Source organism: Microbacterium sp. MDV22-iso44 (assembly GCF_058629135.1).
In genome coordinates this window covers 552,500-576,777 of sequence record NZ_JBZVWS010000002.1, presented here as the reverse complement: position 1 = coordinate 576,777, position 24,278 = coordinate 552,500, and the positions used below count along the sequence as shown (strand labels likewise).

Here is a 24,278-nt window from a genome sequence, read left to right as displayed (position 1 = left end):
GACGGTGTGCCGTATTCAGTCCCTACGACGAGCCGCCGGGGCGCCCACTGAGCGATTCCGGGCCTGCGGCTGGCGCGCGGTGGTGCGGGGACTGAATACGGAACGTGGACGGGCCCCGGCGCCCGGGTCAGACGGCGATGTCGAGCTCGTTGCCGGGGATCGAGGAGAGCAGGTTGCGCGTGTACGGGTCGCGCGGGTTGGTGAAGATCTCTTCGCTCGAGGCAGCCTCGACGAGCGCACCGTCCTTCATGACGCAGACGTAGTCGCTGATCAGCCGCACGACGGCGAGGTCGTGCGAGATGAAGAGGTAGCTGAGGCCGTACTCGGTCTGCAGGTCGCGGAGCAGGGTCAGGATCTGGTCCTGCACGAGCACGTCGAGCGCCGACACCGGCTCGTCGCAGACGATGAGCTCGGGCGAGAGCGCGAGGGCGCGCGCGATCGCGACGCGCTGACGCTGACCGCCCGAGAGCTCCGACGGGTACCGACGCAGCGCCGACTCGGGCAGGGCGACGTCATCGAGGAGCTTCCGCACCCGGGCCGCACGGTCCTTCGCCGACCCCCGGTGGTAGAAGTCGAGCGGCTCCTGGACGATGCGCTCGATCGTGAACATGGGGTTCAGCGACGAGTACGGGTCCTGGAAGATCGGCTGCACCTTCTGGCGGAACTCGCGCAGCTGACGTCCCTTGAGGGATGCCACGTCCGTGCCGTCGTAGCGGATGACACCCTCCGTGGGGTCCACGACCTTCAGCAGCATCCGCGCCGTCGTCGTCTTGCCCGAGCCGGACTCGCCGACGATCGCGACGGTCTCGCCGCGCGGGATCGAGAACGACACGTCCTTGACCGCGGCGAAGTCCTCCTTCTGACCGCGGACGTTGTAGAGCTTGGTGAGCCCCTCGACCTCGACGATGTTGTCGACCGGCTTGGGCGCGGCATCCGGAGTCGGCGCGCTGAAGGCCTCGGGGCGCAACCGCGCGACGGCGACCGAGGGCGCCGCCTGCACGAGGGACTGCGTGTAGGGATGCTGCGGGTCCTCGAGGATCTGCCTGGCCGGACCCTGCTCGACGATGCGTCCGCGGTGCATGACGACGACGCGCGCGGCGCGCTCTGCGGCGAGCCCCAGGTCGTGCGTGATGAGGAGGACCGAGGTGCCGAGCTCGGTGGTCATACGCCCGAGTTGGTCGAGGATCGTCTTCTGAACCGTCACATCGAGCGCGCTCGTGGGCTCGTCGGCGATGAGCAGGCGCGGGTTGCAGGCGAGGCCGATCGCGATGAGTGCGCGCTGGCGCATGCCGCCCGAGAACTCGTGCGGGTACTGCTTCGCGCGGTCCTCGGCGTTCGGGAGGCCCGCGGCGGCGAGGGTCTCGACGACCTTGCGGTCGACGTCCTTCTTGGTGGCCAGACCGTGGGCGAGCAGCGTCTCGGCGACCTGCGTGCCGATCCTCGACGTCGGGTTGAGGTTCGACATCGGGTCCTGCGGGACGAGCCCGATCTGGGCGCCGCGGACGCCGCGCATCGTCGACTCGGAAGCGCCGACGAGCTCCTGGCCGTCGAGGCGGATGCTGCCCTCCGCGATGCGGCCGTTGCCGGCGAGCAGCCCGATCACGGCCATCGCCGTCGTCGACTTGCCCGAGCCGGACTCGCCGACGATCGCGACGGTCTCACCGGCGGCGAGGTCGAGGTCGACGCCCTCGACCGCCCGCACGGAACCGTCGATGGTCTGGAACTCGACGGCGAGGTCGCGGACCTGCAGGAGGGGCGCGCCGGCGGCGGGGGAGGTCTGGAAGGGCATTCCCCCATCCTGCCCTCCGCCCGCCGCCTGCGCACGGGTGGATCGCCCGGCTTTACCCAGCCGTAACGACCCGGGGGTGTTCAGCCGTCGTGGCGTGCGCCCTCGGAGGGCCGGACCGTGAAGACGTGCGGCTCGATGTGGCCCGCGGCGGCGAAGGCCGCCAGCATCGCCTCGCGCACCGCGGGCACGGCATCACGGTCGATGAGGGCGATCGCCGAGCCGCCGAATCCGCCGCCGGTCATGCGGGCGCCGACGGCACCGTTCTCGCGCGCGGTCTCGACGGCGAGGTCGAGCTCGGGCACCGAGATCTCGAAGTCGTCGCGCATCGAGGCGTGCGAGGCGTAGAGCAGGTCGCCGATCGCGCGCGGTCCCTGCTCGCGCAGGGTGCGGACGGTGTCGAGCACGCGCTGGTTCTCGGTGACGACGTGGCGCACGCGGCGGTAGGTCTTCTCGTCGACGAGCTCCTCGACGCGGGGCAGCTGGTCGACCCGCACGTCGCGGAGCGCCGGCACGTTCATCGCCTCGGCGCCGCGCTCGCACGCCGCGCGGCGCTCGCCGTAGCCGCCCGTCGAGTGGGCGTGGGCGACGCGGGTGTCGATCACCATGAGCTCGAGTCCGGCGGCGTCGAAGCCGAGTTCGACCACCTGGGCGTCGAGGCTCCGGCAGTCGAGGAAGGTTCCGGCATCCGTCTCCCCGAGCATCGACGCCATCTGGTCCATGATCCCGGTCGGCGCGCCGACGGCTTCGTTCTCGGCGCGGCGTCCCGCCTGCGCGAGGGCGATGCGGTCGAGGCCGAGCTCCCACACGTCGTTCAGGGCCGAACCCGTCGCACCCTCGATGGCCGCGGACGACGAGAGTCCGGCGCCGACGGGGACGTCCGAGGCGAACGCGAGGTCGACACCGGTGACGGATGCCGCATCCGTCCCGGTCGCCTGCAGCAGCGCCCACGCGACTCCGAGCGGATAGCGGGCCCACTCGACGACCTCGTCGCGGCGCGCGGGGAAGAGCGCGTCGAGATCGGCGAGGTCGACCTCGACCGGCGTCTCGTCGAAGGTCGACACGACGCGGATGCGGCCGTCCGTGCGGCGGCCGAGCGCGACGTGCGTGCGGTGCGGGGTCGCGAACGGGAAGACGAAGCCGTCGTTGTAGTCGGTGTGCTCGCCGATCAGGTTGACGCGACCGGGCGCCGACCAGAGGCCGACGGGCGCCGAGCCGGTGAGAGTGGAGAAGAGGCCCTGGGCCTCGTCGGCAGCGGTCACAGCGTGACTCCTTCGATGGCGGTGCGGAGGCGCGCGGCGGCGTCCTCCGGGGGGACGTCGCCGATCCAGGCGCCCATGGCGGCTTCGGATCCGGCGAGGAACTTGAGCTTGTCGGCGGAGCGACGCGGGCTCGTCAGCTGCAGGCTGAGGCGCACGGTGTCACGGCCGACGTGGACGGGCGCCTGGTGCCAGGCGGCGATGTACGGCGTCTCGGACTCGTAGAGCGCGTCGACTCCGCGCAGCAGGCGCAGGTACAGCGGGGCGAGTTCGTCCTTCTCTTCGCCGGTCAGGCCGGCGAAGTCGGCGACGTGGCGGTGCGGGAGCATGTGGATCTCGAGCGGCCAGCGGGCGGCGAACGGCACGAACGCGGTCCAGTGCTCGCCGCGGAGGAGGACGCGGGGCCCGGCCTGCTCGAACTCGAGGATGCGCTGGAACAGATCGGGGGCGGTCCGATCGATCGAGTCGAGCAGGCGGGTCGTCCGGGGCGTGACGTACGGGTAGGCGTAGATCTGCCCGTGCGGGTGCTGCAGGGTCACGCCGATGGCCTCGCCGCGGTTCTCGAACGGGAAGACCTGCTCGATGCCGGGGAGGGCCGAGAGGGCCGCGGTGCGGTCGGCCCACGCCTCGATGACGGTGCGAGCACGCGTCACGGACTGGGTGCCGAACGAGCCGGTGCGCTCGGGCGAGAAGCAGACGACCTCGGTGCGGCCGACGCTCGTACGGGTTCGGCCGAGGCCGAGGTGCGTGAGGTCGTCGAGGCCGCGCGGCGGGTCGATCGCCGCCGGCACGTCGTCCGTGGCCTCGGCGAGGGCGGGGCCGAACGACGGCGACTTGTTCTCGAAGACGGCGACGTCGTACACCGAGGGGATCTCGGAAGGGTTCGTGTCGGTCTGCGGCGCGAGCGGGTCGAGCTCGGCGGGCGGCAGGAACGCGCGGTTCTGCCGGTTCGCGGCGACCGAGACCCAGTCGCCGGTGAGGATGTCCTGCCGCATCGTGGCGGTCTCGGGCCGCCCACCCAGGTCGCGGGTGTCGACGGCGCGGTCGGCGCCGAGGGCCGTCCCGGGATCGTCGAAGTAGATCAGCTCGCGGCCGTCGGCCAGGCGGGTGCTGCGCTTGACGACGCCGGCGCCGAGGTCACTCGTCTCGGCAGGGGCGTGCGTCGGCGTGCCGTTCTCCGGTGTGTTCACGTCAACACGGTAGCCGACCGGCTATGTTATCGTCAACATGACGCGAGCCTCCGGAGTTCAAGACGCATTCGCGGGAGCGAGATCCGGGGCGGGAGGGGATGCCGTGCAGCGACGCGTCTCGATGGCCGACGTGGCCGCGGCTGCCGGCGTCTCGGGGCAGACCGTCTCACGCGTCGTCAACGGCAGCCCGCGCGTCGACCCCGAGACCCGCACCCGCGTCGAGGCCGCGATGGCGGACCTCGGCTATCGACCCCACCGCGCCGCGCGGACCCTGCGCACCGGGCGCTCGGGCACGATCGGCGTGATCGTGGCGACCCTCGCGACCGTCGGCAACTCGCGGATGCTCGAGGCCGTGGCATCCGCCGCCGCCCGTCGCGAACTCGCGGTCACCCTCGTCACCCTCACCGGGCCCGCCGATATCGCCGCCGCGTTCGACCGCCTGCACGACCTCGGCGTCGACGGTGCGATCGTGCTCAACGAGGCGACGGCGATCGCCGAGGGCGTCACGCGGCCCGAGGGTCTCGCCCTCGTCGCGGTCGACTCGCCCGGCGGAGGGTTCGCGACGGTCCAGTCCGATCACGCGGGAGGCGCCGAGGCGGCCACCCGACGGTTGCGGGATGCCGGGCGCCGGACGATCGCGCACGTCGCCGGCCCCGCGGGCTCCTTCGCGGCGGACGAACGCGAGCGCGGCTGGCGCGCGGCGCACGACGGTGCGCGCGTGCCCGAACCGCTGCGGGGGGACTGGGGCGCCGCATCCGGTCACGCGGCGGGCCGGGCGCTCGCGGCGGATCCTGCCGTGGACGCCGTCTTCGCCGCGAACGACCAGATGGCGCTCGGAGTGCTGCGCGCGCTCGCGGAGGCCGGTCGCGACGACGTCGCCGTCATCGGGTTCGACGATGTGGCGGATGCCGCCGACTACCGCCCGCCGCTGACCACAGTCCGGCAGGACTTCACGGCACTCGGCGAGGCCGCCGTCGCCGCACTGGCGGCGACGCTGGACGGCGCGCCCGCGACGCGGACCGTCGTCCCGACGACGCTCATCGCCCGCGCATCGGGCTGACGGCTCCCGCCCCGCCCCGCCCTCGCAGCGAAAGCGCCCCGTTCTGCCAACGGCGCCGGCACGGGCGAGCCAACCGGAGGCGATCTCGGCACGAAGTCGCGCTCTCGCCGACGGCCCGAGAGCGGCGGGAAGGGGGTGAGGAGGCGGGGCCCGCAACGATTGCGCACGAGAGCGTTCCTCTGTGCCGAAAGCGCCCGCGCGGGCGTGGCAGGAGGCGACGCTCTCGGCACGATCGTGCGCTCTCGCGCAGAACGCGTGCGCGAGTGCGCACAACGTGCGAGAGGGGTCAGGAACGAGCGTGCGAGCGGTCAGCCGGCGTTGCGGCGGGCTTCCCAGCCGCTCTGCACCATCTCGTCGAGGGTGTAGCGCATCTGCCAGTCCAGGTCGCGGGCGGCGAGCTCGCCGGTGGCGACGATGCGGTCGGGATCGCCGGCGCGGCGGGGGGCGATCTCGGGTGTGAAGTCGATGCCGGTGACGCGGGCGACGGCATCCATGATCTCGCGGACCGACAGACCGTTCTGCGACCCCAGGTTGTAGGCGGGCTCGACCGGCTCGCCGGCGCTCAGGCGCTGAGCGGCGACGACGTGTGCTGCGGCGATGTCCGACACGTGGACGTAGTCGCGGACGTTCGTGCCGTCGGGGGTGTCGTAGTCGTCGCCGTTGATGCGCGGCGTCTTCCCCTCGATGAGCATCTCGAACACGATCGGGAACAGGTTGTGCGGGCTCATGTCGTACACGGACGGGTCTCCCGAGCCGACGACGTTGAAGTACCGCAGCGCCGTGTGGCGCAGGGGCGAATCGGATGCCGCCGTGGCGACGCCCTGCGCGGCGAGGAGCCACTCGCCGATGAGCTTCGACTCCCCGTAGGGCGAGGCGGGACGCTTGGGCAGATCCTCGGTCACGAGCGCCACGTCGGGGGTGCCGTACACGGCGGCGCTGGAGGAGAACACGATGTTCGAGACACCGGCATCCGCCATCGCCGCGAGGACGACGCGCGTGCCCTCGACGTTCTGCTCGTAGGTGTGGAGGGGGCGCTGCACCGAGACACCCGCGTACTTGAAGCCGGCGACGTGGATGACGCCCTCGGCGCCGTGCTCGCGCAGGGTGTTCGCGACGAGCTCGCGGTCGAGGATCGTGCCCTGGACGAAGGGCACTCCCTCGGGGACGAACGAGGCGTCCCCGCTCGAGAGGTCGTCGAGGACGACCGGGTCGAGACCCGCCTCGGCGAGAGCGCGGACGATGTGCGCGCCGATGTACCCGGCGCCTCCGGTGACGAGCCAACTCATGATCCCGAGCCTACTGGCGCGGGACCGACCGGCCGGACGTCAGGAACCCAGCGCCGCGGGCCTCACGAACCCAGCGCTGCGGCGACGACCTTCCGAGCCTCCTCCTGCACCTGCGCGAGGTGCTCGGGGCCCTTCAGGCTCTCGGCGTAGAGCTTGTACACGTCCTCGGTGCCCGAGGGGCGCGCGGCGAACCAGGCGAACTCGGTCTGCACCTTGAGGCCGCCGATCGCGGCACCGTTGCCCGGGGCGTGCGACAGCTTCGCGGTCACCGGGTCGCCGGCGAGTTCGCTCGCCGACACGGCGTCGCCCGACAGCTTCGACAGCGCGGCCTTCTGCTCGGGAGAGGCGGGGGCGTCGACGCGCTGATAAGCGGATGCCCCGAACTCGGCCTCGAGCTCGGCGTAGCGCTGCGAGGGGGTCTTGCCCGTGACTGCGAGGATCTCGGCGGCGAGCAGGCACAGCAGGATGCCGTCCTTGTCGGTCGTCCAGACCGTGCCGTCTTTGCGGAGGAACGAGGCGCCGGCCGACTCTTCGCCGCCGAAGGCGACGGAGCCGTCGAGGAGCCCCGGGACGAACCACTTGAACCCGACGGGGACTTCGAGAAGGGTCCGACCAAGGGACGCGGCGACGCGGTCGATGATCATCGAGGAGACGAGGGTCTTGCCGATCGCGGCATCCTGCGGCCATCCCTCGCGGTGCGCGTACAGGTAGTCGATCGCGACGGCGAGGAAGTGGTTCGGGTTCATGAGGCCGGCGTCGGGCGTGACGATGCCGTGGCGGTCGGCGTCGGCGTCGTTGCCCGTCAGGATGTCGAACTCGTCGCGGCGGGCGACGAGGGAGGCCATCGCCGAGGGCGAGGACGGGTCCATTCGGATCTTCTCGTCCCAGTCGAGCGTCATGAACTTCCACGTCGGGTCGACCTCGGGGTTCACGACCGTCAGGTCGAGGTCGTAGCGCTCGCCGATGAGGGCCCAGTACTCGACCGAGGCGCCGCCGAGCGGGTCGGCGCCGATCCGGACGCCCGCGCGGGCGATCGCCTCGACGTCGATGATCGAGCCGAGGTCGGCGACGTAGCCCTCGCGGAAGTCGTACTCGCCGAGGGTCGAGTCGTCGATGTCCGCGTGGCGGACCCGCTTGACGCCCTCAAGGCCCGCCTCGATGAGCTCGTTCGCGCGGTCGGCGATCCAGCCGGTCGCGTCGGTGTCGGCCGGGCCGCCGTGCGGCGGGTTGTACTTGAACCCGCCGTCGCGCGGCGGGTTGTGCGAGGGGGTGACGACGATGCCGTCGGCACGACCGGCATCCGCCTCGTCCCGTCCCCGGTTGTAGGTGAGGATCGCGTGGCTGAGGGCCGGCGTCGGCACCCAGGAGTCGCGGCTGTCGACGCGCACGTCGACGCCGTTCGCGACGAGGACCTCGATCGCGGTGTGCTCCGCGGGCAGCGAGAGTCCGTGCGTGTCGCGACCGAGGAAGAGAGGACCCGAGATGCCCTGCGCGGCTCGGTAGTCGACGATGGCCTGCGTCGTGGCGAGGATGTGGACCTCGTTGAAGCTGCGCGACAGTGAGGAGCCGCGGTGGCCGCTCGTGCCGAACGCGACCCGTTGGGCGGCGACGGCGGGGTCGGGCTTCAGGTCGTAGTACGCGTTGATCAGCGCGTCCACATCGATGAGATCAGAGGATTCGGCGGGCTGTCCTGCGCGGCTCATCCGCCCAGTCTGCCAGGGAACGCGGCGACGGCGCCTGCGTGTCGCGGATCCGCACCGGCTGTTCAGGCTGGCAGGCGTCCCGAGTCGGTCGTCATACCCGCTGCGTGCTCGGCCAGTTCGTCGAGCACCGTCCGGAGGGCCGGCGAGTCCGCCATCGTCCGCCGGTGGATCGCCGACACCTCGCGGATCGACTCGGGCGAGACGGTGGGGATCGCGACGAGGTCCGGCCCGAGCGGCGGGCGCCCCAGTCGCGGGACGAGTGCGACGGCGATGCCCGCGCGGGCGATCTCGAGGTGGTTCTCGAACTCCATCGACTCGTGCACGATCCTCGGCGCTCCACCCACGCCGTCGAACAGGCGGCGCAGCCACTGACGGCAGATGGTCGACTCGAACGTCGCGACCCACGGTTCGCCGCCGATCTCCTCGGGCCGCAGTTCGGCACGGGCCGCGAGCGGGTGGTCGCGGTGGAGGATCACGTCGGCGACGTCGGTGAACAGCGGAACCTCGACGAGGTGGTCGGGGATCGCGAGAGCCACATTCCCCCAGCGGTGCACGATGCCGAGGTCCCGCTGGCCCGACGCGACGAGGGCGACCGTCTCCCAGGGCTCGCTCTCGCGCAAGGGGAGGCGGAGGTCGGGATGCCGCCGGCCGAGGTCCGCCAGCAGAGGCACCATGACGCCGCGCACGACCGTCGAGAAGGCCCCGATACGGATCTCGCCGGCGACCCGGTCGGGTTCACCGGCGCCGTGGAGGTCGGCGCGCACCCGCTCGAGGTCGGCGAGGATCGGCGTCGCCGAGACGACGAGACGCGTCGCGGACTCGGTGAGGACGACACCGCGGCCGACGCGCTCGAGCAGCGGAACACCGGTGTCGCGTTCGAGCCGCTTGATCTGCTGCGAGACCGCCGACGGGGTGAAGCCGAGCGCCGCGGCCGCGGCGGCGACACTGCCCTCCGTCGCAACGGCGCGCAGCGAGACGACGGCCTCCAGATCGATCATGAAGCGATGCTACCGATTCTGGGCGCGGAATGATCGCTTGTCCTTCATGGATGCCGTGCGGTCGACTGGTCCCGTGACCCGCCGTGACATGCTCCTCGCCGCCCTCGTCGCCTCGCTGTGGGGGCTCAACTTCGTCGTCATCGACTGGGGGATGAGCGGCATCCCGCCCCTGCTGTTCGCCGCGATCCGGTTCGCCGTCGTCGCGCTCGCCGTCCTCGTGGTGCCGAGGCCGCAGACGGGGTGGCGCGTGATCGTCGGGGTCGGCCTGTTCATGAGCCTCGGCCAGTTCGCCCTGCTCTACACGTCCCTCGCGCTCGGGCTGAGCCCCGGGCTCGCTGCACTCCTCCTGCAGGCGCAGGCCGTCTTCACGATCGTGATCGCCGCGATCGCGCTGCGTGAGCGCCCCTCTGCCATGCAGGTCGTCGGCGTGGGTCTCGGCGTCGTCGGCCTCGCGATCGTGGCTCTCTTCCGCGGGGGCGACGCCCCCGTCCTCGCCGTCTGCCTCGCGCTCGCCGCTGCGCTGTCGTGGGCCGTCGGCAACGTCATCTCGCGACGCGCCGGCGTCGTCACCGGTGTCGGCCGCGGCGGCACGCTGTCGCTGACGGTGTGGTCGTCGCTCGTCGTGCCGGTCCCCGCGCTCGCCCTGTCGTTCGTCATCGACGGGCCCGCCGCGATCGGCGCGGGGCTCGCCGCCATCGGCCCGCAGGCCGTGATCTCCACCCTCTACACGGCAGGTCTCTGCACCCTGTTCGCCTACGCCGTCTTCAACGGGCTGCTCGGACGCAATCCGTCGGCGGCCGTCGTGCCGTGGATCCTGCTCGCCCCCGTCGTCGCGATGGCCGCCGCCGCGCTGCTTCTGGGCGAGGCGCCGAGCGTCGGGGAGGTGGTGGGCGGAGCCCTGCTCGTCGCGGGCGTGCTGGTCAGCGGCACCCGTCGTCGTCAGGGTCAGCCGCGGGCGGTCGTGCCCATGGGGGTGCCCACTAGGCTGTCCGCGTGACATCCGAGCCCCCGGCCGCCCCCACCCGTCGCACGTACAGCTTCCTCGGCCCCGCCGGAACCTTCACCGAGGCCGCCCTCGCGCAGGTCCCCGAAGCCCGCGACCAGAACTGGCGTCCCGTCCGCAACGTCGGCGAAGCACTCGCCGATGTCATCGACGGGCGATCGGATGCCGCGATGATCGCCATCGAGAACTCGGTCGACGGCGGCGTCTCGACGACGCAGGACGCCCTTGCGACGGTTCCGGGCCTGCGGATCGTGGGGGAGTACCTCGTCCCCGTCGAGTTCGTGCTGGTCGCGAAGCCCGGCGTCCGGCTCGAGGACGTGTCGGTCATCGCCGCCCACCCGGTCGCCTACGCGCAGTGCCTTACGTGGCTGACGGCGACCCTTCCCGAGCACTCGCACATCCCGGCTGCCAGCAACGTCGCAGCGGCCGTCGGCGTCGTCGAGGGCACGATCACCGCAGATGCCGCGATCGCCCCTCCCGGCATCCTGAAGCTCCACGACCTCGAGCTGCTGGCCGACAAGATCGGCGACAACGCCCACGCCGTCACGCGGTTCGTGCTCGTGAGCCGCACCGCGCCGCCGCCCGCGCCGACCGGTGCCGACAAGACGTCGCTCATCGTCGAGTTGCCGGAGGACCACCCGGGTGCCCTGCTCGAGCTTCTCGAGCAGTTCGCGACGCGGGGGATCAACCTGTCGCTGCTCGCGTCGCGCCCCATCGGGGACGAGCTCGGCCGCTACCGATTCGTCATCGACGCCGACGGGCACATCGAGGACGAGCGCATGGCCGATGCCCTCCTCGGGCTCCGGCGCTTCTCGCCCCGCGTGCTGTACCTCGGTTCGTACCCCCGCGCCGACCGCGCGATCGTCCGCTACCCCGAGCGGTACTCCGACGAGGTGTTCGTCGAGGCCCGCGACTGGCTGCGCGGCCTCGTCTCGGGCGAGCCCGGGGCCTGACCCCGCCCCGCCCGCGGCGAGAGGCTCAAGCGGCGAGGAGCTCCAGGGTCCGGATGCGGGACGGCGCGGCGTCCATCGGCTCGGCGTCGGTCGCACCGGCGACGGGCGACACCATGACCTCGTCGACGCCGTGGCGGGCGGCGAACTCGGCGAGGCGCGCACGCACGTCCTGGCCGGTTCCGACGAACCAGCGCGACATCATCGCGTCGAAGACGGGTGCGGCCAGGCCGTCGGATGCCTCGGCCGAAGCGGCCTGCTCGACGGTCTCGAGCGCCGTGAGCGGCTTGCCGCCGCGCAGGCGCGCCATCATGCGGGCCTGCGGCAGGGCCGCGGCGCGGGCCTGCTCGTCGGTGTCGGCGACGACGGCGTTGGCCGTGACGAAGGTCCGGGGCGCCGACAGCGTCTCGGACGGCTGGAACTGACCGCGGTACAGGTCGAGCGCGCGCTCGAGCCCATCGCCCGAGAAGTGGTTGGCGAAGACGTACGGCAGGCCCATCCCGGCCGCCAGCTGCGCGGAGTAGTCGCTCGATCCGAGCAGCCACACCTCGGGCGCGCTCGTCGAGGCGGGCGTCGCGTGCACGTCGTAGGTCCCACCCGAGGTGAACCGCAGCGTCGCACCCTCGGACGAGACGAGCGAGCGGATGTCGGTGACGTGGTTCGGGAAGCGCTCGACGTCGCTCGTGGTGCCCGACTGGCGCAGCAGCTGCGTGATCACCGGGTCGGAGCCGGGCGCCCGTCCGATGCCGAGGTCGATGCGTCCCGGTGCGAGGGCTTCGAGCGCCGCGAACTGCTCGGCGACGACGAGGGGGGAGTGGTTGGGGAGCATGACGCCACCCGACCCGACCCGGATGCGGCGCGTGCGGGCAGCGGTCGCGGCGATGAGCACGGGCGGCGTCGTCGAGGCGACGGCCGGCATGTTGTGGTGCTCCGCGAACCAGTAGCGCTGATAGCCGAGGTCGTCGGCGCGCTGCGCCAGCGCGATCGAGGCGGTGATCGCCTGGCTGCTGGTCTGTCCCGTACGGACGGGGACGAGGTCGAGAACGGAAAGGGCCGGGGTCGCAGTGCTCATATCGAGAACTGCAACCCCGGCCGGGGGCGGCGCATTCCGCGCCGCGGCGGACTCAGCGGGCGATCCGCACCGTCTTCGACGTGCGGCTCGACGATTCGTATCCGTCGAGGCTGCCGGTCACCCGCACCGAGATCGCGTCGCCGCGGTCGGCGGAGGTCACTCGGTAGGTCGCCGCGGTCGCCCCGCGGATCACCGTGCCATCGTTCAGCCACTGGAACGACAGGCGCGTCCCCTCGGTCCAGGTGCCGGTGCGCGCCGTCAGCGTCGCGCCGACCTTCGCGGCGCCGGTGATCGTCGGGGTCGCCGCCCGCAGAGTGCCCGCGGTGACCTTGACGGTCGCGGCCGACGTCTTCGCGGCCGTCGTGTAGCCGGTCAGCGTTCCCGTGACCCGCACCGAGATGCGAGCCCGCAGGTCGGATGCCGTCAGGCGGTGCGTCGCGGTGACGGCGCCCCTGATCGGCGCACCGTCCCGCATCCACTGGTACGAGAAGGCCGTGCCCTTCGTCCAGGCGCCCGGCTTCGCGGTGAGGGTGGAGCCCACGGTCGTGGTGCCGCTGATGGTCGGGGTGCCGACCGTCAGGGTGACGGGTGCCACGGTGACGGTTCGGTCGACGCGGGCGCGGTTGCCGGCGGCATCCTTCACCGTGTACCGGAGGGTGTTCGTGCCGAGCTTCTTCGTGTCGACCGTGCCGCGGACCTTCAGCGAAGCCGTCAGGTCGCCGTCGACCTCGTCGCGCGCGGTCACGCCGGCGAGGGCGTCGAACGCCGATCCGAAGCGGACGGTGGTGGATGCCGGGGCGCTGATCACGGGCTTCACATAGTCCTCGCGCAGGCCCGCCTCGCGGAAGTGCGTCGAGTGCATGCCGAACGAGTCCTTCAGGTGCGGCATCCAGCAGGCGTCGTTGTGACGTCCCTCGGGGTAGACGGCCCACGTGTGGGGCACGCCCTTGTCGGTGAGGATCGTGTTCATCGAGCGCGCGGCGTCGTCGAAGCGGTACTCGTCGAACTCGCACGCGTCGAAGTAGAAGTCGAACTTCTTCAGCTGCTTCGTGGTCATGTCGCCGGCCTGCTTCAGCGGCGTGGGCAGAGCCGAGCCGGAGTAGCTCAGCGAGCCGATGTGCGACGCGATGGAGGAGAACATCCCCGGGTTCGAGAGGCCGAGCGACCAGGCGCCGAAGCCACCCATCGAGACGCCGGTGAGGGCGCGGAAATCGCGGCCTTCGAGGGTGCGGTACTCCTTGTCGACCAGGGGCACCATCTCGGTGAGGAACATGCTGCGCCACGGCGTGCCGCCGTTCGGCTGGTCGGAGTACCAGAGCGATTCGCCGTCGGGCATGATGACGATCGATTCGGCGAGACCCTGCTTCCACAGTCCGTCGAGGACGTCGTCGATGTCGCGCGGCTCCCACTCGCGGCTGCCGCCGTTGATGCCGTGCAGCAGGTAGACGACCGGGTATTCGCGGTTCGGCTCGCTCAGGTAGGACGGGGGCAGGTAGGTCGCGAACTCGCGCGGCTGACCCTCGAGGTCGGAATCCACCGTCTCGCGGAAGAACCGGGAATCGTTGCCGGTCTCGCGGAGCGTGGTCCCGTCGATATGGAGGAACTGCTGGGATGCCGGCTGGAAGGTGTACGGCTCGCCGTCACGCGTGCCCGTGATCGTCCGGTTGGTGTCGACGACGAGGGCGCCGTCCTCGCCGATGACGACCTCGACCTCGCTGTCGGTGAGGGTGAGGGAGCCCGACTCCTTCATCCAGTCGCGCAGCTCGCGGGCGCGCCGGTCCTTCGACCGGCCGTCGTGGAAGTAGCTCTTGTCGAGCGTCTTCAGGTACGCGTCGACATCGCCGGCCGCGAGAGCGGTCTTCTGCGCCTCGAGGACGTCCGCCACGGCGGCCGACTGCGCGGCCGCGGCGCGGGGCCCGGTGATGCCGTAGACGTTCGCGCGGACGGCATCCTTCGAGTAGATCCCGACGGGTCCTTCGTACCAGCCGCCGCCGCCGTTCATGTCGTACAGGCGCACCGCGAGGGTGTTCTCGCCGCCGAAGTTCGGCGCGTCGGCCGGAACGGGGTAGAGACGCTTCTCGAACCACTGGCTGCTGGCAGCCGGCGGCATCGTGCCCGAGCCGCCGATGCGCTGTCCGTTGAGGAACGCCTCGTCGACGTCGTCGAGGAACCCCAGCGAGGCGACGAGGTTCGTGCCCGAGGCATCCGCGGGGAGGGTGAAGTCGAGCCGGTACCAGGCGAAGCCGTCGTAGTCGTCGAAGGGCGTGCCGTCGCCGGGGACGGTGATGTCCTGCCAGGCCGCGTCGTCGAACTCCGGCGACGCGTAGGACGGGTCGTCCCCCTTCGCGAACTTCCACGTGCCGGCGAGGTCGAGCGAGACGGTCGAACCGGCGGAGGCGGGAGCATCGCTGGCTGCCGCGACGGCGGTCGCCACCGGCGTCGCCGCCGAAGCGGGAACGGCGATGCAGAGGGATGCCGCGACCGCGGCCACTGCGGTGACGGCGGCCAGGCGCCGCCGCGGAACGTGAGAATGCACGGACTCCTACTTCCTTGTGGGATGCCGGGCGTCTCTGCCCGGCTGTGACTGTGCACGTTCACGGAATCACCGATGAGAATGCTGTGAACGTGCACACAGAGAGTCGCACCGTCACCTCGGCGATGTCAACGCGATGCGCGCCTCATGCGCATACGTGCACGCCGGTCAGGCTGAGTCGCGCCAGACCACGGGGCAGTCGAGGACACGCCCGCCGTTGCCGGGGTCCTCGCCGCGGAGCTGACGGAGGACGGATTCCGCCGCGGCGCGTCCGAGCTCGTCAGCCGGCTGATGCACGGTGGACAGCGGGGGATCGCAGCGCAACGCCCACGAGCTGTCGTCGAACCCGACGATGCCGACGTCGTCGGGGATGACGCGACCGGCGGCCTGCAGGACGTCCATCGCGCCCGCGGCGACGGCGTCGCTCGAGGCGAAGACGCCGTCGATGTCGGGTGCACGTTCGAGCAGCGCACGCATGCCCGCCTGTCCGTCCGAGTACGAGTACAGCGGCACCGGCTCCACGAGCTGCGGGTCGAAGCGGCTGCCGAGGGCGTCGACGAAACCCGCCAGGCGGTCGGAACCCGAGTCGCGGTCGAGGGCCGACGCGATCATCCCGATCCGCGAGCGACCGGTGTCCATCAGCCGGCGCGTGATCTCGCGTGCCGCGCCCCGGTTGTCGATGGCCACGTAGGCCGCGTCGCCGATGTCGCGCGGGTGGCCGACGAATGCGGCGGGCAGGCCCAGGTCGGCGATCGCCCGTGTGATCGGGTCGCCGACGCGCGCCGAGACGATGATGACGCCGTCGATCAGTCCGCCGCTCAGATAGCGCGCGAGTCGCTCGATGTCGCGGGTGGTGTCGGCGATCATGAACGACAGCTGGTAGTCGGCCTCCGACAGCGCCGCGTTCGCGCCGAGCAGGATCGAGCCGATGTTGGGGTCTTCGACGAAGAGCGAATGCGGCTCGTGGACGATCAGTCCGATGGCCTGCGAGCTCTGCATGACGAGGCTGCGCGCGGCCCGGTTGGGGACGAATCCGACCTTCGCGATCGCGGCTTCGATGGCCTCGCGCGCTTCGTCGGAGACGTACGGCTGCCCGTTGAGAACCCGGCTGACCGTCCCTCGGGAGACACCCGCCTCGTTGGCGACGTCCTTCACGGTCGCACGCCGACGTCGGCCGATGACATCCGTGCGGTCGCTGCTCACGCGTTCATCGTATGTGCACGCACACACGGCTCACACGCACCGCCGTGCTGCGCGTCGAGGGTACGGATGCCCCTGATCGGCGGGATTCCCGGGAACCCAGGCGCCCTGCGGGGTCGTGTTGACATCCGAATCGCGTCTGCCTACTCTGTACACGTTCACAGAGCCTCAACGCGGAGGAACACCGCGCAGACCTGTGCACGTTCACAGGATCTGAGGAGAACATGTCGGCCCCCGCCCGCCCCTTCGCGCACGACGGCATCGCGTTCGGTTGTGACTACAACCCCGAACAGTGGACGCCGGACGTCTGGGACGAGGACATCGCGCTGATGCGCGAAGCCGGTGTCGACTTGGTCGCCATCAACATCTTCGGCTGGGCGCACATCGAGCCGCGCGCCGGCGAGCACGACTTCGCCCGTCTCGACGACATCATCGGGCGCCTCCACGCCGCCGGCATCCGGATCAACCTCGGTACCGGCACCGCTTCCACCCCCGCGTGGCTGACGACCGCCCACCCCGAGATCCTGCCCGTCGTCGAGGACGGGACGCGCCGGTACCCCGGTGGACGCCAGGCGTGGTGCCCGAGCTCGCCCGTCTACCGCGAGGCCGCCCTCGCCCTCGTCGACGCCGTCGCAGCGCGCTACGGCTCGCACCCGGCCGTCGCGCTCTGGCACGTGTCGAACGAGCTCGGCTGCCACAACGCGCTCTGCCACTGCGACGAGAGCGCCGCGGCCTTCCGCGAGTGGTTGCAGGCGCGCTACGGCACGGTCGCCGAGGTCAACCGCGCGTGGGGGACCGCGTTCTGGAGCCAGACCTACTACGAGTGGGACGAGATCCTCACCCCGAAGGCGACGCTCTCCAGCCGCAACCCCGGCCAGGTCCTCGACTACCACCGCTTCAGCAGCGACGCCCTCCTGGCTCACTACCGCGCCGAAGCCGACGCCATCCGTGCGCACAGCGATGTCGCGATCACGACGAACTTCATGGTCACCGCGCACATCGAGAACCTCGACTACTGGTCGTGGGCGGCCGAGATGGACATCATCGCGAACGACCACTACCTCGACCATCGCCTCGGCGACCCCCGGTCCGAGCTCGCCTTCGCCGCCGATCTCTCCCGCGGTCTCGCGCAGGGGTCGCCGTGGCTCCTCATGGAGCACTCGACCGGCGCCGTCAACTGGCAGCCGCTCAACAAGCCCAAGGCTCCGGGCGAGATGATCCGCAACTCGCTCACGCACGTCGCACGCGGCGCCGACGGGGTCTGCTTCTTCCAGTGGCGTGCCTCGGTGCAGGGCAGCGAGAAGTTCCACTCCGCGATGCTTCCCCACGCCGGCACCGACTCCGCCGTCTGGCGCGAGGTCGTCGAGCTCGGCGGCATCGTCGAGCGCCTCGGCGAGGTCGCCGGCTCCCGCGTCGTCTCCGACGTCGCCTTCCTCTTCTCGTGGGAGTCCTGGTGGGCGACCCAGAGCGAGACCCGCCCGAGCCAGGCGTTCGGCTACCTCGACCAGGTCCACGCGGCGCACCGCGCCCTCCACGCGAACGGGCTCACCGTCGACGTGGTGGCCCCGGGCGCCGACCTGTCGGACTACCGCTTCGTCGTCGTCCCGGGCCTTCACCTCATGACCGAAGCGGATGCCGCGGTCCTCACCTCGTGGATCGCCGACGGCGGCACCGCACTCATCACCTTCTCGACGGCGATCGTCGACGAGAACGACCGCGTCTACACCGGCGGCTACGCCGGACCCCTCCGCGAGGCGATCGGCCTCCACATCGAGGAGTTCGCCCCCGTCGCGCCGGAGGCGTCGCTGACCCTGAGTGACGGGTCGACCGCGCGGCTGTGGTCCGAGCGGTCCCGCACCACCACCGCCGAGGTCCAGGCATCCTTCACCGATGGTCCCGCCGCCGGGATGCCGGCGCTCACCCGCAACGCCTCGGGCGAGGGTGCGGCCTGGTACCTCGCGACTCTTCCCAGCGAAGCCGACTACCGTGACCTCGTCGCGCGCCTCGCCGACGAGGCCGGAGTCGCTCCTGCCGCCGTCGTCGAGCCCCGTACGCGCGATCTCGAGATCGTCCGCCGACGCGGCGAGCTCGCGTCCTATCTCTTCGTGATCAATCACGGCGAGACCGACGTCCACGTCGAATCCGACGGTGTGGACCTCGTGACCGGCACACCCGTCGCCGGTCGCGCCATCGTGCCCGCCGGCGCGGTGCGCATCATCAGAGAGGAGGCGGCCGCATGACCGCCACGGAAGTCCTCGTGACGCGTTCGCAGGCGAAGCCGCCGCGCGCGAAGCGGATCCCGCGGGCCAAGACCCCGCACAAGGGGGCGATCGCGGTCTTCACCGGACCGTTCGGCATCCTTTTCCTGCTCTTCTACCTGGTGCCGATCGGCTACGCCATCTGGCAGTCGCTGCTCGTCGTCCAGCGTGACGGGCTCTACGGCGAGCCGACCGAGGTGTTCGGCGGGCTGACGCAGTACATCCAGGTCTTCCAGAACGCGCCCTTCTGGGAGTCGGTCGGACGCGTGCTGCTGTTCGGCGTCGTGCAGGTGCCGGTCATGCTCGGCCTGGCCCTGCTGTTCGCCCTGCTTCTGGACTCGCCCGCCCTCAAGGGCAAGCGGTTCTTCCGTCTCGCCTTCTTCGCGCCCTACGCCGTCCCCGGTGTCATCGCGGCGATCATGTGGGGCTTCCTCTACTCGCCGAACCTGTCGCCGTTCACCGGCCTCACGAACGCCGTCGACTTCCTCTCGCCCGAGATGATCCTCTGGTCGATCGCGAACGTCGTGACCTGGGTGTTCGTCGGCTACAACATGCTCATCATCTACTCGGCCCTCCTCGCGATCCCCGCCGAGGTCTACGAGGCCGCGCGCCTCGACGGTGCCGGACAGATCCGCATCGCCTGGTCTATCAAGATCCCCATGGTCGCCCCGGCCATCATCCTCACCGCGGTCTTCTCGATCATCGGAACGCTCCAGCTGCTCGCCGAGCCGCAGGTCTTCCGTTCGTTCAGCACGGCCGTCAACTCCTCGTTCACGCCGAACATGACGATCTACGCGACCAGCGCGGTACCGAACCCGTACCTCGCGGCGGCCTTCTCGGTCGTGCTGGCCCTCGCCACCTGCGTCCTGTCGTTCGCGTTCTTGAAGCTCACCCAGCGGAAGGCCGAGCAATGAGCCTCCTCACCCGTACCCGGGGCGCCACGGCGACCGACCTGCCCTCCACGCGGGGACCGCGCGAGTCGATCATGTCGCGCACGGCGGCGCTCCTCATCATGGGCGTCTTCACGCTGTACTTCCTCGTGCCGATCTGGTGGCTGTTCATCGCCTCCACGAAGGACCGCGGCCAGCTGCTGACGACGAACGCGCTGTGGTTCGCCGACTGGAACCTGTTCGCCAACATCGGCGACCTCGTCTCGTACAACAACGGCATCTACTTCCGCTGGCTGCTCAACAGCCTCGCCTACGCAGGTCTCGGCGCGCTGCTGGCCACCGTGTTCGCGGGGATGGCGGGATACGCCCTCGGCAAGTACCGCTTCCGCGGCCGTGAGGCGTTCTTCAACATCGTCCTCGGCGGCGTCCTCGTCCCGGCGACGGCGCTCGCCCTGCCCCTGTTCCTGCTGTTCAGCCAGGTGAACCTGACGAACACGTTCTGGTCGGTGCTGCTCCCGAGCATCGTGAGCCCGTTCGGCGTCTACCTCGCACGCATCTACGCGTCGTCGTCGGTGCCGGATGAGCTCATCGAAGCCGCCCGCCTCGACGGTTCGGGCGAGGTCCGCACGTTCTTCACCGTGTCGTCGCGGCTCATGGCTCCGGCCCTCGTGACGATCTTCCTCTTCCAGTTCGTGTCCATCTGGAACAACTTCTTCCTGCCGCTGATCATGCTCCGCAGCCAGGACCTGTTCCCGGTCACCTACGGCCTCTACACGTGGAACACGCAGCTCAACCAGATCCCCGAGCTGCGCACCTACGTCCTGGTCGGCGCGTTCCTGTCGATCGTGCCGCTCATCATCGCCTTCCTCTTGCTTCAGCGCTTCTGGCGCAACGGACTCGGCAACGGTTCCGTGAAGTGAGCTCCTGCCGCGGGCGGACCCCGCGGCATCCCTGCAGTACCAGTACCTGTCACCCGATCAATGATCAGATTGGAAATCCCATGCGTCACACCAAGAAGGCAGTCGTCGCCGGCGTCGCACTGCTCACCGCCTTCACTCTCGCCGGCTGCGCCGGCGGCACCGGCGGCAGCGGCAGCGGCAATGCCGCGGACCCGGCTGCCTGCGCTCCCTCCGAGGGCAAGGTGACCCTGGACTTCACGTCCTGGATCCCCGGCATCGAGGACGTCGCCAAGATCTGGAACGCGGAGAACCCCGACATCCAGGTCAAGGTCCAGACGGGCCCCAACGGCAACTCCGGCACCTACTCGAGCTTCTTCAGCCAGCTCGAAGCGGGCAACGCCCCCGACCTCGGCCAGATCGAGTACGACGCGCTGTCGAGCTTCCGTGTGCAGGACGGTCTCGAGGACCTGTCCGCGTGCAAGGACGTCGTCGCCGCGAAGGACAAGTTCATCCCGTGGACCTGGAACCAGGTCACCCTCGGCACCGACGGCGTCTACGGCATCCCGCAGGACTCGGGCCCCATGGCGCTGTTCTACCGCTCGGACCTGTTCGAGAAGAACGGCATCAAGGTCCCCACCACGTGGGCCGAGTACAAGGAAGCCGCCAAGGAGGTCCGCAAGGCCGGGGGCTACATCACCAACTTCTCGACCGCTGACATCAACCAGTTCGCCGGTCTCGTCTGGCAGACCGGTGGCGACTGGTTCTCCAACGACGGCGACGCCTGGAAGGTCAACCTGACCGGCGACGAGTCCAAGACGGTCGCCGACTACTGGCAGGACCTCATCAAGGAAGACCTCGTCTCCACCTACCCGGCGTGGACCGAGGAGTGGAACAACGCCTACAACTCCGGCAAGGTCTGGAGCTGGAACTCCGCCGTCTGGGGTGCCAACTCGATCTCTTCGGGTGCTCCCGACACGTCGGGCAAGTGGTCGGTCGCTCCGTCGCCGCAGTGGAACGCGGGCGACAAGGCCGCCGGTAACTGGGGTGGATCCTCGGTCGCCGTCTTCAAGGGCAGCAAGCACCCCTACGAGGCCGCGAAGTTCGCGCTGTGGCTGAACACGTCGGATGAGGCACTCTCGGCCCTCAACAAGTCGGCGAACATCTATCCCGCCACCACCGAGGGACTCAAGCTCCCCTCGCTGCAGGAGGGCGTGGAGTTCTACGGCGGACAGAAGATCTACGACGTCTTCGCCGAGGCTGCCGCCGAGGTCAACCCCGACTTCGTGTGGGGCCCGACCATGACGCAGACCTACGCCGACGTCTCCGACGGCTTCCAGAAGGCCGCCAGCGGTCAGGGCACGCTGCTCGAGGCGCTGCAGTCCGCGCAGACCAAGACGGTCGACGCCCTCAAGGCGCAGTCCATCCCCGTCTCCGAGTGATCGCTCGCTGACACCCGTCATTCACTGACACCCACGCATCCGCGCCGCGGGTCGGGCCTTCGGGCTCCGATCCGCGGCGCGGTCGCGTGTACGGGGGATCACTCCTGTCGCGAGGCCTGCTTGACCTTCTCGTAGGCGGCGAGCGCGTTCTGCCGGGTCGCCTTCAGATCGACCATCGGCATCGGGGGCTGACCGGCGGCATCCGTGTACTCGGGCGCCCACCGCCCGATGTACTCGCGGCTCTTGTCGAACTTGTCGGCCTGCAGCTCGGGGTTGAAGACGCGGAAGTACGGTGCGGCGTCCGCGCCGGAGCCGGCGACCCACTGCCAGTTGAACGTGTTGCTCGCCCCGTCGGCGTCGACGAGGCAGTCCCAGAACCACTCCTCGCCGCGGCGCCAGTCGATCATCAGGTTCTTGATGAGGAAGGATGCCGTGATCATCCGCACGCGGTTGTGCATGTAGCCGGTCTCCCAGAGCTCCCGCATGCCGGCATCCACCATCGCGTACCCCGTCTGCCCCTTCTGCCAGGCACGGAGGGCGGTCGGCTTGAGACGCGGCCAGGGGAAGGCGTCGAACTCCGGCCGCAGGTTCTTCGTCGCGAGATCGGGGAAGTGGTACAGCGTGTGCCAGGCGAACTCGCGCCACCCGATCTCGGAGAGGAAGCCCGAGGCGCCCGGGGTCTCGACGGCGGCGTGCCACACCGTGTGCGGGCTCAGCTCGCCCCAGCGCAGCCGCGGCGACAGCAGCGAGGTCGCTCCCGCCGAGGGACGGTCCCTCGCGTCGTCATAGTGGCCCAGGTCCTCGTCGAGGAACTCCCTCAGCCGCGCCTGCGCCGCGGGTTCGCCCGGCTCCCACGTGTCGCGAAGGCCCTGCGCCCAGTCGGGCTCGGTCGGCAACAGGTCCCAGTCGTCCAGGTCGTCCGAGGCGGGATACCGCGACGGTCCCGGCACCTCGCGCGGCTCCGGCAGCGGAGCGCGGGGCGCCGGCTGCGCGAGGCACGCGCGCCAGAACGGGCTGTAGACCGAGAAGTGCTTCCCCGCTCCGGTGGTGATGGTCCACGGCTCGAAGAGGAGGGATGCCGCGAACGACGCGACCTCCACGTCACCCTCCCGCAGGTCCGACTTGAGCGCCGCGTCGATCTCGCGCTCGGGTCCGCCGTAGCGGCGGTTCCAGAAGACCGCCCCCGCACCGGCATCCTCCACCGCCGCGCGGACGACCCGGTGAGCCGGGCCACGGCGGAGGATGAGACGGGAGCCGCGCTCGGCGAGACGCTCGGCGAGGGAGGCGAGCGAATGGTGCAGCCACCAGCGTGCCGCGCCGCCGAGCGGACGGATGCCGTCGCTCTCCTCATCGAGCACGTAGAGCCCGATCACCGGCTCGCCCCTGTCGAGGGCGGCACGGAGGGCCGGGTGATCGGCGAGGCGGAGGTCGTCGCGGAACCAGACGATCGAAGGGGACGGCATCCCCTCATCCTGGCCGTCGGCGCCGGGCGATGCCGCCCCTTGCAATCCGGCGCCGGATCGCTCAGGGGGCCGGCTGGCTCAGACGGCGTCGACCGAGTGCCCGCGGGGGATGGCGAGGGTGAGCCCGCCGGCCACGACGCGCACCGCGATCCGCGTCGCCTCGCCGAATTCGTCGCCGTCGAGCTGCACGGGGTGCGCTTCTTCGGCGGCGAGGTCGATGCCCTTGCCGCGCGAGTACCGGACGGAGTTGTCGGCCGTCCGGACGGCGAGGATCTTGCGTCCGGCGCGGAACTTCCGCAGCACGCTGTTGTCCCACGCGAGGCGTCGCCAGACCAGCAGCCACCCCAGGGCCGTTCGCGGCTGCAGGATGGCGACGTCGAGCTCGCCGTCGGTGATGGATGCCTCGGGGATGAGCTCGAGCCCCGCCTGAAGCGAGCCGCAGTTGGCGAACAGGACGCTCTGCACGTCCGCGCGGTGGATGCGGTGACCCGGCACCTGGTAGACGACGGGGAACGGCTTGGCCTGCGCGATGGAGCGGGCCGCGCCGTCGACGTAGGCCACCCAGCCGACCTTCTTCTTGAGGTCGCTGTTCGTGTTCGCGATCATGGCGGCGTCGAGCCCCATGCCGCCCATCACGACGAACGCGTGCTCGGTGGTCTCGCCCTCGGGCCGCCGCAGCTGAGCGAGACCCACGTCGATCGCGAGGGTGTCGCCGTCGAAGGTCGCGGCGATCATGGCCGACGGGTCGGTGAGAGGGAGTCGCAGGTTGCGGGCGAGGAGGTTGCCGGTGCCGCTCGGGACGATCGTGAGGGGCACGCTCGAGCCGGTCATGGCCTCGCTGACGGCGCGGACGGTGCCGTCGCCTCCGGCGACCAGGACCGCGTCGACTCCTTCCGAGAGAGCCTGACGTGCGACGTCGTCGCCGAGGTCGTCGACCGTGGTCTCGTAGAAGAGGGGCTCGGACCAGCCGGCATCCTTCGCCGCCTGCGCCACCTGCTCACGGAGCTGATCACCGTCGACCTTGATCGGGTTGTAGACCAGCGCCGCCTTGGGGCTCGGGCGGCCGTCGACATCGGGCATCGGCTCGGTCGACCCGCTCCGGTCTACGCGACGCGCCTCTCCGGTGTCGCCGTCCTGCGTGTCGGGTGCGACGTCGTCGGGCTCGCGGATCACGCCGTCGGGTTCGGCCGCGGTCGCCGGATCGTGCGCGTCGTCGGAGCGGTGCGTCGTGCCGGGGTCGGTCGCCATGCGTACAGGATAGGGCCCCGCATCCGTCTGACAGGGCCCCC

At 70.7% G+C, this 24,278-nt stretch carries 18 protein-coding genes; 7 read left to right on the top strand and 11 right to left on the bottom strand.

The genetic code is table 11. From position 1 onward, the window contains the following. Positions 1 to 127 precede the first annotated feature (127 nt). The 3 genes from AC4NN1_RS09595 to galT all read right to left on the bottom strand — a co-directional run bounded on the left by AC4NN1_RS09595 (position 128) and on the right by galT (position 4,235). Complete coding sequence (locus tag AC4NN1_RS09595; RefSeq protein WP_363456628.1) at positions 128 to 1,789, bottom strand: ABC transporter ATP-binding protein; 1,662 nt, start codon at positions 1,787 to 1,789, stop codon at positions 128 to 130. Positions 1,790 to 1,869: 80 nt separating this feature from the next. Then, positions 1,870 to 3,048 (bottom strand): galactokinase, encoded by a 1,179-nt coding sequence (gene galK / locus AC4NN1_RS09590; protein ID WP_311858834.1) that lies wholly within the window; start codon positions 3,046 to 3,048, stop codon positions 1,870 to 1,872. After that, positions 3,045 to 4,235, bottom strand: a complete 1,191-nt coding sequence (galT, locus tag AC4NN1_RS09585; RefSeq protein WP_491955133.1) for a galactose-1-phosphate uridylyltransferase — start codon at positions 4,233 to 4,235, stop codon at positions 3,045 to 3,047. Before galT ends, galK begins: the two co-directional genes overlap by 4 nt. A 121-nt stretch (positions 4,236 to 4,356) precedes the next feature. Here galT and AC4NN1_RS09580 point away from each other — a divergent pair, with 121 nt between their 5' ends. Beyond that, entirely contained in the window at positions 4,357 to 5,295 is a 939-nt protein-coding gene (locus AC4NN1_RS09580) for a LacI family DNA-binding transcriptional regulator (protein ID WP_491955214.1), read from the top strand. A gap of 308 nt (positions 5,296 to 5,603) precedes the next feature. On the opposite strand, the gene galE is transcribed toward AC4NN1_RS09580, so the two are convergent. The 3 genes from galE to AC4NN1_RS09565 all read right to left on the bottom strand — a co-directional run bounded on the left by galE (position 5,604) and on the right by AC4NN1_RS09565 (position 9,282). Further along, on the bottom strand, positions 5,604 to 6,581 hold the full coding sequence (galE, locus tag AC4NN1_RS09575) for a UDP-glucose 4-epimerase GalE (RefSeq protein WP_018185596.1): 978 nt from the start codon (positions 6,579 to 6,581) through the stop codon (positions 5,604 to 5,606). A gap of 62 nt (positions 6,582 to 6,643) precedes the next feature. Next, entirely contained in the window at positions 6,644 to 8,284 is a 1,641-nt protein-coding gene (gene pgm, locus AC4NN1_RS09570) for a phosphoglucomutase (alpha-D-glucose-1,6-bisphosphate-dependent) (RefSeq protein WP_311858841.1), read from the bottom strand. A 62-nt stretch (positions 8,285 to 8,346) separates the two neighbouring features. After that, the gene (locus AC4NN1_RS09565; RefSeq protein ID WP_018185594.1) at positions 8,347 to 9,282 is read right to left on the bottom strand and encodes a LysR family transcriptional regulator; all 936 of its coding nucleotides are present in this window, start codon (positions 9,280 to 9,282) and stop codon (positions 8,347 to 8,349) included. A 73-nt stretch (positions 9,283 to 9,355) separates the two neighbouring features. Between AC4NN1_RS09565 and AC4NN1_RS09560 the strand changes: the two genes are divergently transcribed. Then, entirely contained in the window at positions 9,356 to 10,279 is a 924-nt protein-coding gene (locus AC4NN1_RS09560; protein WP_491955132.1) for an EamA family transporter, read from the top strand. Further along, positions 10,276 to 11,238 carry a prephenate dehydratase gene (gene pheA / locus AC4NN1_RS09555; RefSeq protein WP_020097911.1) on the top strand — a complete coding sequence of 321 codons (963 nt, stop codon included), beginning with the start codon at positions 10,276 to 10,278 and terminating at the stop codon, positions 11,236 to 11,238. The genes AC4NN1_RS09560 and pheA overlap by 4 nt, the downstream gene beginning before the upstream one ends. A 25-nt stretch (positions 11,239 to 11,263) precedes the next feature. Here the strand turns inward: pheA and AC4NN1_RS09550 are convergent, their stop codons facing one another. The 3 genes from AC4NN1_RS09550 to AC4NN1_RS09540 all read right to left on the bottom strand — a co-directional run bounded on the left by AC4NN1_RS09550 (position 11,264) and on the right by AC4NN1_RS09540 (position 16,043). Beyond that, positions 11,264 to 12,307: an LLM class flavin-dependent oxidoreductase gene (locus AC4NN1_RS09550; RefSeq protein ID WP_018185591.1), complete on the bottom strand. Its 1,044-nt coding sequence runs from the start codon at positions 12,305 to 12,307 to the stop codon at positions 11,264 to 11,266. Between the two features lie 52 nt (positions 12,308 to 12,359). Continuing rightward, positions 12,360 to 14,843: an alpha/beta hydrolase-fold protein gene (locus AC4NN1_RS09545; protein WP_491955131.1), complete on the bottom strand. Its 2,484-nt coding sequence runs from the start codon at positions 14,841 to 14,843 to the stop codon at positions 12,360 to 12,362. 165 nt (positions 14,844 to 15,008) lie between these two features. Next, positions 15,009 to 16,043 carry a LacI family DNA-binding transcriptional regulator gene (locus tag AC4NN1_RS09540; protein WP_018185590.1) on the bottom strand — a complete coding sequence of 345 codons (1,035 nt, stop codon included), beginning with the start codon at positions 16,041 to 16,043 and terminating at the stop codon, positions 15,009 to 15,011. Between the two features lie 221 nt (positions 16,044 to 16,264). On the opposite strand from AC4NN1_RS09540, the gene AC4NN1_RS09535 reads away from it, so the two are divergent. The 4 genes from AC4NN1_RS09535 (at position 16,265) to AC4NN1_RS09520 (ending at position 21,526) form a co-directional block, all read left to right on the top strand. After that, a complete protein-coding gene (locus AC4NN1_RS09535) occupies positions 16,265 to 18,280 on the top strand; it encodes a beta-galactosidase (protein ID WP_491955130.1) in 2,016 nt (671 codons plus the stop codon). Beyond that, the gene (locus AC4NN1_RS09530) at positions 18,277 to 19,212 is read left to right on the top strand and encodes a carbohydrate ABC transporter permease (protein ID WP_020097913.1); all 936 of its coding nucleotides are present in this window, start codon (positions 18,277 to 18,279) and stop codon (positions 19,210 to 19,212) included. The genes AC4NN1_RS09535 and AC4NN1_RS09530 overlap by 4 nt, the downstream gene beginning before the upstream one ends. Next, positions 19,209 to 20,108 carry a carbohydrate ABC transporter permease gene (locus tag AC4NN1_RS09525; RefSeq protein WP_020097914.1) on the top strand — a complete coding sequence of 300 codons (900 nt, stop codon included), beginning with the start codon at positions 19,209 to 19,211 and terminating at the stop codon, positions 20,106 to 20,108. The genes AC4NN1_RS09530 and AC4NN1_RS09525 overlap by 4 nt, the downstream gene beginning before the upstream one ends. An 80-nt stretch (positions 20,109 to 20,188) precedes the next feature. After that, positions 20,189 to 21,526, top strand: a complete 1,338-nt coding sequence (locus AC4NN1_RS09520) for an extracellular solute-binding protein (protein WP_020097915.1) — start codon at positions 20,189 to 20,191, stop codon at positions 21,524 to 21,526. 98 nt (positions 21,527 to 21,624) lie between these two features. Here the strand turns inward: AC4NN1_RS09520 and AC4NN1_RS09515 are convergent, their stop codons facing one another. Next, complete coding sequence (locus AC4NN1_RS09515; RefSeq protein WP_116228076.1) at positions 21,625 to 22,989, bottom strand: cryptochrome/photolyase family protein; 1,365 nt, start codon at positions 22,987 to 22,989, stop codon at positions 21,625 to 21,627. Positions 22,990 to 23,067: 78 nt separating this feature from the next. Continuing rightward, entirely contained in the window at positions 23,068 to 24,237 is a 1,170-nt protein-coding gene (locus AC4NN1_RS09510; RefSeq protein WP_018185584.1) for a diacylglycerol/lipid kinase family protein, read from the bottom strand. Between the last annotated feature and the right edge of the window lie 41 nt (positions 24,238 to 24,278).